This window comes from Rhodococcus sp. 05-2254-6 (genome assembly GCF_002258565.1).
In the GTDB taxonomy this organism is placed as follows: Bacteria; Actinomycetota; Actinomycetes; order Mycobacteriales; family Mycobacteriaceae; genus Rhodococcoides.
This window is the reverse complement of sequence record NZ_NOZF01000116.1, coordinates 1-12,018: the sequence shown is the minus strand read 5'-3', so window position 1 is coordinate 12,018 and position 12,018 is coordinate 1. Positions and strand designations below refer to the sequence as shown.

11 protein-coding genes and 1 pseudogene are annotated in these 12,018 nt (G+C 63.9%); 1 reads left to right on the top strand and 11 read right to left on the bottom strand.

The genetic code is table 11. From position 1 onward, the window contains the following. The 11 genes and pseudogenes from CH256_RS15170 to CH256_RS15120 all read right to left on the bottom strand — a co-directional run. Window positions 1-828, bottom strand: an 828-nt coding sequence (locus CH256_RS15170) for a sensor histidine kinase (RefSeq protein WP_094669976.1), incomplete at its 3' end; no start/stop codon positions are given. A 137-nt stretch (window positions 829-965) separates the two neighbouring features. Then, entirely contained in the window at window positions 966-1,721 is a 756-nt protein-coding gene (locus tag CH256_RS15165; RefSeq protein WP_094669975.1) for a phosphoglyceromutase, read from the bottom strand. Next, window positions 1,718-2,860 carry a low temperature requirement protein A gene (locus CH256_RS15160; protein WP_094641466.1) on the bottom strand — a complete coding sequence of 381 codons (1,143 nt, stop codon included), beginning with the start codon at window positions 2,858-2,860 and terminating at the stop codon, window positions 1,718-1,720. Before CH256_RS15160 ends, CH256_RS15165 begins: the two co-directional genes overlap by 4 nt. Before the next feature lie 226 nt (window positions 2,861-3,086). Next, a complete protein-coding gene (locus tag CH256_RS15155; RefSeq protein ID WP_094669974.1) occupies window positions 3,087-3,488 on the bottom strand; it encodes a hypothetical protein in 402 nt (133 codons plus the stop codon). 17 nt (window positions 3,489-3,505) lie between these two features. Further along, the gene (locus tag CH256_RS29005; RefSeq protein WP_373454828.1) at window positions 3,506-4,039 is read right to left on the bottom strand and encodes a DUF3558 domain-containing protein; all 534 of its coding nucleotides are present in this window, start codon (window positions 4,037-4,039) and stop codon (window positions 3,506-3,508) included. A gap of 252 nt (window positions 4,040-4,291) precedes the next feature. Beyond that, window positions 4,292-5,881, bottom strand: a complete 1,590-nt coding sequence (locus tag CH256_RS15145) for an AMP-binding protein (protein ID WP_094669972.1) — start codon at window positions 5,879-5,881, stop codon at window positions 4,292-4,294. A 99-nt stretch (window positions 5,882-5,980) separates the two neighbouring features. Further along, window positions 5,981-7,249, bottom strand: a complete 1,269-nt coding sequence (locus CH256_RS15140) for an ABC transporter permease (RefSeq protein ID WP_094669971.1) — start codon at window positions 7,247-7,249, stop codon at window positions 5,981-5,983. Further along, entirely contained in the window at window positions 7,246-8,493 is a 1,248-nt protein-coding gene (locus tag CH256_RS15135) for an ABC transporter permease (protein WP_255183046.1), read from the bottom strand. The genes CH256_RS15140 and CH256_RS15135 overlap by 4 nt, the downstream gene beginning before the upstream one ends. Continuing rightward, the gene (locus tag CH256_RS15130; protein WP_094669970.1) at window positions 8,477-9,979 is read right to left on the bottom strand and encodes an ABC transporter ATP-binding protein; all 1,503 of its coding nucleotides are present in this window, start codon (window positions 9,977-9,979) and stop codon (window positions 8,477-8,479) included. The genes CH256_RS15135 and CH256_RS15130 overlap by 17 nt, the downstream gene beginning before the upstream one ends. 3 nt (window positions 9,980-9,982) lie before the next feature. Continuing rightward, on the bottom strand, window positions 9,983-11,074 hold the full coding sequence (locus CH256_RS15125; RefSeq protein WP_231893693.1) for a BMP family lipoprotein: 1,092 nt from the start codon (window positions 11,072-11,074) through the stop codon (window positions 9,983-9,985). 71 nt (window positions 11,075-11,145) lie between these two features. Next, a pseudogene (locus tag CH256_RS15120) lies at window positions 11,146-11,748 on the bottom strand (solute carrier family 23 protein); the annotation flags it as partial. Window positions 11,749-11,766: 18 nt separating this feature from the next. On the opposite strand from CH256_RS15120, the gene CH256_RS15115 reads away from it, so the two are divergent. Beyond that, window positions 11,767-12,018: solute carrier family 23 protein (locus tag CH256_RS15115; protein WP_306438720.1), on the top strand; the 252-nt coding region annotated here is incomplete at its 3' end.

Genomic DNA, 12,018 nt, shown 5'->3' with positions numbered 1-12,018 from the left:
GCGGTTGGCCAGGGCCGTCACCAGCAGCGCTTGGTCGCCGAGAACTTCGAGGCCGCTCGGGTGGTCGGTGGTGACGGAGATTCCGGCGTTTTCGGCGGCGAGCTTGGACCGATCCATCGCTTCGTTGACGACGGTGTCGACGTCGACGACCTCGAGGTCGGGTAGCTTCTCGGCACCCTGCAGTCGCGAGAGTGCGATCAGTTCGGTCACCATGTTGCCGAGCCGTTTGGATTCGGCGACGACCTTGCCGCCGAAGTGCCGGACGGAAGCCGGATCGTCGGCCGATTCGAGCAGCGCTTCGGCCAGCAGGCTCATCGCGCCGACGGGGGTTTTCAGTTCGTGGCTGACGTTGGCGACGAAGTCCCGACGCGTCGCCTCCATCCGGACCTGCTCGGAATCGTCGTCGGCGAACAGCACGACGAAACGTTTGTCTTCCTTGCTGAGCAGCCGGGCGACGCAGCGGACGGCGATCTTGTCTCGGCCGGTTCTGGGGTTCTTCGAGCTGAGATCCACTTCGACGGGGTTGCCGTCGGCGAGGACCCTGAGGACGGCGTCCCACGCCCGATCGTCGATCAGCCGGTTACGCACCAGGCCCAACTCCTCGGCGCGGGGGTTGAACAGCACGACGTCGTGAAACTGATCGACGACGGCGATGCCGCTCTCCGATGCGAGGACGATCAGGTCCAGTACCTGCGACATCGTCAACCCGGAGGTGGCTCGGCGGCGCTCCGAGTGTCGAGTGTTGAGGTACGGGATCAGAACACCGCCGACGAGGTATCCCACGAAGGCCGCGGCGATCGCCAGTAGTACGGCCGATGCAACACTCACACCGGAATCGTACGTTCGATGGACAGCTCACATACGCAGGGTGCAGGCATTTCCCTGGTCGTCATAGTCCCCGTCGGCAGTGTTCTTCGATCGTTCACCTGCAGTTACGACAAAACGTCGGTTCGGGCGAGGAGGAGTTACTTACCGCCCTGGTTTGCCACGGCAGCTGCACCTGCGGCCGCTGCTTCGGGATCGAGGTAGGTGCCGCCCGGGTTGGTGGGCTTCAGCTTGCCGTCTACCTCGGTGAGGTCGTACTTCAGCGGAATGCCGGTGGGGATGTTGAGCTCGGCGATATCCGCGTCGGAGATCTCGTCGAGGTACTTCACGAGAGCGCGCAGCGAGTTGCCGTGCGCGGCGACGAGGACGTTATTACCGGCCTTCAGATCGGCGACGATCGTCTCCTCGAAGTACGGGATCAGGCGCTCGACGACGTCTGCGAGGCACTCGGTCAGCGGAACGCTGTCCAGATCTGCGTAGCGCGGATCGGCGTCCTGGCTGTGCTCGCTGCCGATCTCGATGGGCGGCGGCGGGGTGTCGTAGCTACGACGCCACAGCATGAACTGCTCGTTGCCGTACTTGTCCTTCGTCTCGGCCTTGTTCAGTCCCTGCAGTGCGCCGTAGTGCCGCTCGTTCAGACGCCAGTCGCGGACGACGGGAATCCAGTGCCGATCGGCGGCGTCGAGTGCGAGGTTGGCGGTGCTGATCGCGCGACGCAGCAGCGAGGTGTACAGCAGGTCGGGCAGGATGCCTGCCTCGGCGAGGAGTTGGCCGGCACGCTTGCCCTCGGCCTCACCCTTCTCGGTCAGTCGCACGTCGACCCAGCCGGTGAACTGGTTGGACGCGTTCCATTCGCTCTCGCCGTGACGAAGCAGAATCAAGGTTCCGATACTCATGCGGTCAGTTTCTCATGCTCCACGTCTCTTGGCCCGCGTGCGACCAGGACCGCGACGACGACGATCATCACGACGGCGGTGAGGGTGATCGGGATGGGGATGACGGGGTCGAACAACACGAGCACGGCACCAGCGGGCACCACGATGTTGACCAGCCGGTCGGCATTGGCGCGGATCGCGATCAGCCAGACACCGAGTACGAACACCGCGATCGGGATCGTGACGGTGAACGACGCGGCGACGTCGCCGAGCTTGCTGTGTTCGGTCAGTACATCGATCTCGACCTCGATGCCGGCCGAGAACGCGCCCGCGGCCGCGAAGATGAAGTAGTGGGCGTAGCCGTAGAACAGCGAGTTGCCGAGTCTGCCGATCGCACGGTGATGCGGGGGCCAGAAGTAGATCCACCACAGGCTCGCGGTGACGACGACGGTGAGGATGGAGATCGAGATCAGCGGCGCCAGCGCGGTTTCGTCGTGCAGCGCTTCGATGATGGCGTTGGCGGACGCGAGCAGAGATTCGCCGAGCAGGATCAGCGTGAACAGTCCGTAGCGCTCGGTGATGTGATGCGGATGCCAGGGTGTTGCGCCCTTGCGCTCGGCGATGATCGGTACCGACATCTCGACCCCTGCGAGCACGACGAAGCCGATGATCGCGGCGGTACCGTCGAGCAGCAGCACCCAGGCAATCCACAGAACCTGAACTCCCGCAATACCTATCGCGTAGGTCAGCGCGGTCTGTCGATGTTCGGGGTTTCGCGATGCCCGCAGCCATTGGGTCACCATCGCCACGCGCATCACCACGTACCCGATGACCACGATCGTGAAATTCTCGTCGACGACCGACGGCTCGATCCCGGCGGCCAGTGTCAGAACGCCGGCCATCTGCACGACGGTGAGCACGCGATACAGCCAGTCGTCGGTGTCGAAGGATGTGGCGAACCACGTGAAGTTCATCCACGCCCACCAGATCGCGAAGAACACGAGTGCATAGCCGAGCAGGCCGTCGGCGATGTGATTCTCGGTGAGATCGTGATGGAGTTGAACCGCTGCAATGCTGACGGCCACCACGAACACCAGGTCGAAGAACAACTCGAGCGGGCTCGCGGAGCGATGCGGTTCCTTCGGATCGCGCGGTCGCATCGGCACCAGACGGGCAGCGGAGAGATTCACGATCGCAGACTAAGTCATCCGATTCGCGAATGTTGTCTCGATTATGTTGCGAGGGTTGATATTACGGACATTTCAGACAATGTTCGACGCTTGGCCGCGGGGATTGCGGGACCTCACACCCCTTTTGCCGACCGCGCGCCGGGGTTCACGTCATGCCAGGGGTGTGAGGTGCGCAGAAAGGGTGTGAGGTTGCGGGCTATCCGCCCAGACCCGCCCCGATGTCGCCGATCCGAGCTCCCACACTCCGATCGACTTCTTCGGTCGCGACGAAATAGCGACGAAACACCGACCGCATCAATTGAATGACCTCGATGTGTTGCCCGAGAACCACTCGAAGTGACCGGTCACCGCTATAGGTGATTCTCTCGAACTTCTCACCCAGCTTCTTGGAGGAATCGAAATCACCGAACGACCCGACATCGATGACGTATTGCAGGCCGTCGATCATATCTTCGAGATGGTCGATGTATTTGACGCAAGCAGCGTCGCATTGCGCGGCGACACCTTCCGGGATTTCGAGCTGTCCCGCTTCCGCCTGCGCGGACATATTTCGCCAGTACTGCATCGACGCGTACAGCTGGTTCGAGTCGAGCCCCATGCCGTTCCCCTTCGCTATTATCCGACTACAGGCGGCATCGATGATCGAAGGGCCATCGCCGTCCGCCCGACTTCTGAACACGGGTCCCCCAGGGCATCACGAACAACCCGTTTGTCGAGGACGAAGTAGACGACGCCGCCATCGACTTCGTATGCCAACCCGCAACTTTCACTTCCGTCCTGTCCTGATCGAAGGAATCGCTCCCCTCCGAGCGCAGGATCTTTGGTGAACCGTTGAAAACGTTCGTTCTGACGGACGTCTTCGATCGAGGAGGTCAATGACGAGAAGATGCCCAGCAGGTACCACGAGTTCGGCTCCGGATTGTTCCAACTGCAGACCTTCCAGTTCGCTATTTCGGTGATCCCACGTGCACCCGACTCCTTCGAGCCCACATCCAACCCCGCAGCCTCGACGGCACTGTCCGGAATGGTGCAGGGATCCCACGGCTCGTCCGCCACCGGTGTCGCAACCACCGAGCTCGTCGACGACTCTGCAATCGGCGCACCCTCTGTCCCCCCGCCACATCCTGCGACCGACGCCAAAACCCCCACCAGACCTGCCACCCACCACCGCGTCACGCTCACACCGCTCCCCTTCGTCGAACCCACCCACCCCTTGGACGCAGCGAACACCCACCTGGTTCCACCACAACCTCACACCCCTACTGCCAACCGCGCGCCCCTACTCGCCTCGGAGAAGGGCCGCGCGGTCCACAAAAAGGGTGTGAGGTCTCCCGTCGACCGCACACGAACAACACCCCGCCCCACTGAGTGTGGGACGGGGTGTCGATGTGAATCGGAGTCTTACTTTCCGGCCTCCGCGGCGCGCAGGTCCTTGCGCAGAATCTTGCCGGCCGCGGACTTCGGGACGATGTCGATGAACTCGACGCGTCGTACCTTCTTGTGCGGCGACACGCGTTCGGCGACGAAGGCGATGATGCCCTCTTCGTCGATGGTGGCACCCTGCTGGCGGACGACGAATGCCTTGGGGATTTCTTCGCCCTCGTCGTCGAGCACACCGATGACGGCGGCGTCGGCGATCTCCTCGTGTGTCAGCAGCAGAGCCTCGAGCTCGGCCGGGGGCACCTGGTAGCCCTTGTACTTGATCAGTTCCTTGAGGCGGTCGACGATGTAGACGACGCCCTCGGGATCGACGACGGCGATGTCGCCGGTGTGCAGGTAACCGTCGGAGTCGAGGGTTTCGGCGGTGGCGGTGGGGTTGTTGAGGTACCCGACCATCACGTTCGGTCCCTTGACCCACAGCTCACCGGGCTTGCTCAATCCCTCTGCCGGCAGCTCGATCTCCTCGAGCGTGCCCGGGTCGACGAGCTTGTTCTCGGTGTTCGCCAGCGGCTGACCCACCGAGCTGAGCGGCATGTCGTCGCGATCGAACGGGATGGCGTGGCTGACGGGGCTGAGCTCGCTCATGCCGTAGCCCTGACGCACCCGCGTGTTCAGACGCTTCGCGACGGCCTTGCCGAGCTCCTCGTCCAGCGGTGCCGCACCGGAGAAGATGGTGTGCACGCTGGAGAGGTCGTACTGATCGATCATCGGGTGCTTGGCGAGCGCGACGGCCACCGGCGGTGCGATGAACAGGTACGTCAGCTTCTGATCCTGGATGATCCGGAGGAATTCGACGAGGTCGAACTTCGGCATCGTCACCAGGTGTGCACGCAGCTTGAGGGCGATGTTGAGCAGCACCGTCAGGCCGTAGATGTGGAAGAACGGCAGCAGCGCCAGGATCGCGTCGTTGCTGTCGATACCCACGCGCGGTTCCATCTGCGCCACGTTCGCGACGAGGTTGCGGTGGGTGAGGATGACGCCCTTCGGCACACCCGTCGTACCGGATGAGTACGGCAGCACCGCGACGTGTGTCGCTGGATCGAACGAGACCTCGGGGGCAGGTGCGCCCTGGGTGAGCAGGTCGCGCAGGTTCGGGTGGCCCTCTGCGCCGTCGAGCACGATGACGTGATCGGCGTCGAGGCCGACCTTCTCCGCGGCAGCCTTGGCCTGCGGGTACAGCGGGGACACGGTGAACAGGAATTTCGCGCCGGAGCCCGTGAGCTGCTTGGCGATGTCCTCGGCCGTGTACAGCGCGTTGATGGTCGTTGCGGTTCCGCCTGCGCGCAGGATGCCGTGCAGCACCGACGCGAACGCGGGCACGTTCGGCGAGTGGAGTCCGACGACGTCGCCGACTTCGAGTCCACGTGCGGCCAGAGCACCCGCGATGGCGTCGATCTGACCGATCAGCGACTTGTACGTGGTGACGTCACCCGAGGTTCCGTCGATCAGTGCAGGCTTGTCGAGGTCGGACTGGGCGATCGATCCGAACAGGAAGTCGTAGACGCTGAGGTCGGGAATCTCGACATCGGGAAAGGGACTGCGGAAGCTCATGGCTCTCCTTCGAAAAACTGCGGCAACAATGACCGAACCCTACAGTGAAAGCGGTCACAACGGACAGCGACCCTACCGCCGAGTCAGGTAGTGCGGGCGCTAACTTCGCGACGCATACGGTTTGCCTGCCGCGGCCGGCCCGCGAACATGGCCCACCAGGCCTGCGACGGCGAAGATGGTCACCACGTAGGGCAGCATCAGCATGAATTCGCTGGGCACGGGCGAGCCGATGATGCCCAGTACGTTCTGCAGGTTGGACGCGAATCCGAAGAGCAGTGCGGCCAGCGTCGCGCGTACCGGATCCCAGCGGCCGAAGATCACGGCGGCGAGAGCGATGTAGCCGGCGCCGGCTGTCATCTCCTTGCCGAAAGCGCCGACGGAGCCGAGAGTGAAGTACGCACCACCGAGTCCGGCGATGGCACCGGCGAGGCAGACGTTCCAGAACCGGGTGCGTGCGACGTTGATTCCGACGGTGTCGGCGGCTTGGGGATGCTCGCCGACGGCGCGCAGTCGCAGTCCCCACTTGGTGTGGAACAGGCCGAAGAACACGAGCGCGACGGCGATGTACATCAGGTACACGATGAGTGTCTGCCGAAACAGCACCGGTCCGAGAATCGGAATCTGCGAGAGCACCGGAATGTCGATGCGCCCGAACCGTGGTGGCGAGTTGAGCGTCTCGGCGTTCTTGGTCAGCACCACCGAGTACAGGAAGCTGGTCAACCCGACGACCAGCACGTTGAGCACCACACCCACGATGACCTGGTTGACGAAGTAGCGGATGGAGAACACCGCCAGCAACGACGCGGTCAGCGCTCCGGCGAGCAGAGCGGCGAGCAGTGCGACATAGGTCGAACCGGTGATCGACGCGACGACGGCGCTGACGAAAGCACCTGCGAGAAGCTGACCTTCGATGGCGATGTTGATGACGCCGACTCGCTCGGAGATGACGCCGCCCATGGCACCGAAGATCAGTGGCGTGCTCAAAGCGACTGCGCCGATGAGCAATCCGGGCACCGGGATGGTCTCGCCATCCGCTGCCCAGGCGAGGAAACCGAAGACGAACAGCACCGCGAACACTGCCAGCAGCCACAGTGGCGTCGAGCGGTACTGCGAGGCGAGGAACGCCGCGTACGCGGTGATGACAGCGAGCAGCACGACCACGACGAGACCGGTGCCGTACGACGGCACGCCCACTGCCGGCAGTGCGAAGAAGTCGTCCTCCGACGCCAGTGCGAATGTGCTTGTTCCCGAGCCCTTTCGGACCACGAACAGCAGCAGGGCCAGCAGCGTCACGAGTCCGAGGATCGACGGGACCTTCCAGCTCCGGCCGAGTACCGCTTCAGCGGCGGTGTCGGTCGAGGTGGTCACAGTGCACCCACCTTCGCGGTCTCGGCTTTCGCGAGTTTCTCTTCTCCTGGTTTCGGCAATCGGAACACCGCTCGCACGAGCGGCGGTGCGGCGATGAACAGCACGATCACGGACTGCACGACGAGCACGATGTCGATGGGGATGCCCTCTCCTGCCTGCATCGCGAATCCGCCGGCCTTGAACGCGCCGAACAGGATTCCCGCGACGAACACGCCCCACGGTTTCGATCGGCCGAGCAGTGCGACGGTGATGGCGTCGAATCCGATGCCTGCGTCGATGTCGGCGCTGAAGCCGGTGGTGACGGTGCCCAGTACCTGCGACACTCCGGCCAGACCGACGAGCGCACCGGACATGATCATGGCGTACAGGTAGATCCGGTTGACGTTCATACCGGCAACGCGGGACGCGTGCGGGTTCTCGCCGACAGCGCGAAAACGGAATCCGAGGCTCGATCGCTCGAGCAGCCACCACACCGCGATCGTCACGAAGATCACCAGCACGAAACCGAGGTGCAGGCTGTATCGGTCGCCGAAGAGCTTCGGGAACACCGCCGTCGACGCGATGGGCGCGGTCTTGGGGTTGTTCGATCCCGGGGCCTGCAGAGCGCCGGGGGTGCGCAGGAGGTACGCGACGAGGTAGAACGCGATGTAGTTGAGCATGATGGTGACGATCACCTCGTGAGCGCCGGTGCGCGCCTTGAGGAATCCGGCGATGCCGCCCCACACCGCGCCGCCGAGAACACCGGCGAGAACGGCGACCAACAGGTGCAACCCGGCAGGCAGGTTCACGCCGAACCCGACCCAGCCGGCGCACGCCGCGGCGATGAGCATCTGGCCTCGACCACCGATGTTGAACATGCCGACGCGGAAGGCAAGGGCCACACCGAGTCCGGCGACGATCAGCGGGGTGGCGAAGGTCAGCGTCTCCATCAGTGGCCGGATGCCGTTCTCGAATCCGGGTCGACGGAAGTTGTAGACCGAACCCTGGAACAGCGACGAGTACGCCCCGGAAACAGAATCCCAGATCGCCGTCAGCATGTCCGAGGGACGGGAGAAGAAGTACCCGGCCGATTCCTGGACGCCGGAGTTGGTGGCGGCGATGAGCACCGCACCCACGATCAGCGCAAGGAGTACCGCGAGAACCGAGATGATCGCACTGCCGGTGAAGATCTGCCGAAGCACCACATGCGACTTCGACGGTTCCTGGGATTTGGGGGGCTGTTCGGCCTCACTCACCACGTTCACCGCCCATCATCAAGCCGAGTGTTTCGCGGGACGTATCCCCGGGGACGATTCCCACGATTGCTCCTCGATACATGACGGCGATGCGGTCGGCCAGTGCGGCGACCTCGTCCAGTTCGCTCGACACCACGATGACCGGGATCCCCGAATCCCGGGTGGCGACGATGCGCTTGTGTACGAATTCGATGGATCCCACGTCGATTCCGCGAGTGGGCTGCGCTGCGACGAACAGACGCAGGTCTCGGCTCAGCTCTCGCGCGAGCACCACCTTCTGCTGATTGCCACCGGACAGGCGTCCGACGGCGGTGCCGATTCCCGGTGCGCGCACGTCGAATTCGCTGAGCTTCTCCGACGCGAACGTCTCGAGGTACTCGCGCTGCACCGCGCCGCGCCGCACGAACGGCATGCTGTTGGAGCGATCGAGCATCAGGTTCTCCGCGATGGAGAATTCACCCACCAACCCGTCGACGGTCCGATCCTCCGGCACGAAGCCGACGCCTGCGTCAAGCACGTCCTGCACCGTCGACCCGACGAGCGATTTGCCGTCGAGGCTGATCTTGCCGGATACGTTGTCCTGCAACCCGAGTAGGGCTTCGACGAATTCGGTCTGGCCGTTGCCCTGCACGCCGGCGATGGCCAGGATCTCCCCCGCCGCGACTTCGAGGCTGACGTCGTCGACGGTCTTGTTGCCCTGGGCGTCGAACACCGACAGGTTCTCGATGACCAGTGCCGCGTCCCCCGGCGTGGCCGGATCCTTCGAGACGGTCAGCTGCACATCGCGTCCCACCATCAGTGCAGCGAGCTCGGTGTTGCTGGCGGTGGGCTTTGCTTCTCCGACGACCTTGCCGAGCCGGATGACGGTGATCTTGTCGGCTACTTCGCGTACTTCGCGCAGCTTGTGGGTGATGAAGACGATCGTGGTGCCCGACGCCGCGAGTTCCCGCATGATCCGCATCAGATCGTCGGTCTCCTGCGGCGTCAGGACGGCCGTCGGCTCGTCGAACACGAGCACCTTGGCCTCACGAGAGAGTGCCTTGACGATCTCGACCCGCTGCTGCACGCCGACGGGGAGGTCGTCGACGAGAGCATCGGGGTCGAGGTCGAAGCCGAACCTCGCGGATATCTCCCGCACCAGCTTCCGCGCTGCCACGAGGTCGAGTCGTCCACCGAGCGAGGTGGTTTCGTTGCCGAGCACGATGTTCTCGGCAACGGTGAACACCGGAATCAGCATGAAGTGCTGATGCACCATGCCGATCCCGGCAGTCATGGCCTCGCCCGGTCCGGCGAAGTTCTGCTCGACGTCGTCGAGCAGGATCTGGCCCTCCTCGGCGCGATACAGGCCGCTGAGCACGTTCATCAACGTGGACTTGCCCGCACCGTTCTCGCCGAGCAGGCAGTGGATCTCGCCGGATTCGACACTCAGATCGATGTGGTCGTTGGCGATCAACGAGCCGAATCGTTTGGTGATACCGCGAAGTTCGAGCTTCATGAACTACTTGGGTGCCGAGGGAGACTCGACGGTGATGGATCCGTCGATGATGCCGGCCTTGATCGTGTCCAGCTCGCCCTGCAGTGCGGGGTCGACCTCGGACTCGAAATCGTGGAACGGTGCGATACCGACTCCGTCGTTCTCGAGCGTGCCCACGTACGGGGTGTTGTCGAATGCATCGGCACCGGAGTTGGCGACGACCTCGTCGACGCTGGTCTTGAGGCCCTTGGTCACCGAGGTGAGCAGCAGGTCGCCGACCGACGGGTCGGATTCGAAGACGTCGGCGTCGGCGCCGATGAGGGCGACCGGACGCGAGGAGTCCCGAATGGCCTGTGCCGCACTCTGATAGATGGGTCCACCGACCGGGAAGATGACGTCGGCGTTCTGGTCGATCAGACCCTGGGCGGTGTTCTTGGCGACCTCGTTGGCGGTGAATCCGCCGGTGAACGAGCCGTTCTGCGAGGGCACGTCCCAGCCGATGACGCGGACTGCCTCGCCCTTCTGCTCGTTGAAGTAGTTCACGCCGTCGGCGAAACCGTCCATGAAGATGGTGACGGTCGGCAGCTGGGAGCCACCGAACGTACCGACCACTCCGGTTGTGCTGTAGCTGGCGGCCGCGTAGCCGGCGAGGAATGCGGACTGCGACGCGTCGTAGGTCAGCGGCTTGACGTTCGGCAGATCGATGGTGGAGTCGTCGATGATCGCGAAGTCGATGTCGGAGTTGGCCTCGGCGGCGACCTTGGTGGCGTCGGCCAGATCGAATCCGACGGTGACGATGAGGTTGCAGCCCTGATCGACGAGGTTGTTGATGTTGGGGCCGTAGTCGGTGGGCGACGCGGACTCGACGGTGCGCGGCTCGACGCCGAGCTCCTCGGAGGCTTCGGTCAGGCCCTCGAACCCGAGCTGGTTGAACGACTTGTCGTCGAATCCGCCACTGTCGGAGACCATGCAGGGCAGGAAGTCACTCGATGCGCTTCCGCCCGATCCTTCGTCTTCGGGGGCAGATCCACAGCCTGCGATCAGGGCGATGGCACCGAGCGACGCAACGCCGCCGAGTGCTGCCTTCCGCGTACTCGTGCGGGTAACGAATGACAAGATGTCCTCCAATTTAGGTGTACTTCGTCTGGGTCGGGACGCTACTCGCGCGGGCGAGGGTGCGCAGGATTTCACTCAGGTGTCTTGTCGGGCACGGCCTTCTCGGAAGAGAGATCGTCGGGCAAGCTGCCGCCTTCACGGAGTATTCGTGCTTCGTCCTCACGCACCATCACTGCCGGCCCCGCTGCCACCACCGAGGGGTTCGGCGGAGTACCGGGCTTGAACACGTTGAAGAATACGTTGAGTACCACCGCGACGATGCTGGCGGCACTGATTCCGGAGTGGAAGATCGTGACGAACCAGTCCGGGAACTCGTCCCAGAAGTCGCTCGCGACAACAGGTATGAGACCGAACGCCAAGGTCACCGCCACGATGACCACGTTGGAGTTGTTGTCGTAGTTCACCTTGCCGAGGGTGCGGATACCGCTGGCGGCGACGGTTCCGAACAGCGCTATGCCGGCACCGCCGAGCACGGGCAACGGGACGACCCCGACGACGGCCGCGAGAATCGGCGAAAGGCCCAGCAGCGCAAGCACGCCACCGCCCATCGCGACGACGAAGCGGCTCTTGATGCCGGTCATCGCGACCAGGCCGACGTTCTGTGCGAAGGCCGTGGCCGGGAAGGTGTTGAAGATCGGGGCGACGGCAGAGGAGACCATGTCGGCGCGCAGGCCGTCGCCGACGCGTCCGTGGTGGCCGTCCCGACACCCTTCGCCTTCGGCTCGCCGATCTTCGCAATCGGCGCGATCGTGTCGATGACCATCGTCATCCTGGTGATCATGGTCGAGACCACCGCCGACATCCTCGCCGTCGGCGAAGTGGTCGGAACCGACGTCGACTCCAAGCGCGTCGGCGACGGCCTGCGCGCCGACATGGTCTCCTCTGCCGTCGCCCCGATCTTCAACACCTTCCCGGCCACGGCCTTCGCACAGAACGTCGGCCTG

Excerpts from the sequence above, each read along its gene's own strand:
- CH256_RS15160 (WP_094641466.1), bottom strand. The coding sequence starts at position 2,860 with ATGCGACCGCGCGATCCGAAGGAACCGCATCGCTCCGCGAGCCCGCTC.
- CH256_RS15165 (WP_094669975.1), bottom strand. The coding sequence starts at position 1,721 with ATGAGTATCGGAACCTTGATTCTGCTTCGTCACGGCGAGAGCGAATGG.
- CH256_RS15155 (WP_094669974.1), bottom strand. The coding sequence starts at position 3,488 with ATGGGGCTCGACTCGAACCAGCTGTACGCGTCGATGCAGTACTGGCGA.
- CH256_RS15145 (WP_094669972.1), bottom strand. The coding sequence starts at position 5,881 with ATGAGCTTCCGCAGTCCCTTTCCCGATGTCGAGATTCCCGACCTCAGC.
- CH256_RS15130 (WP_094669970.1), bottom strand. The coding sequence starts at position 9,979 with ATGAAGCTCGAACTTCGCGGTATCACCAAACGATTCGGCTCGTTGATC.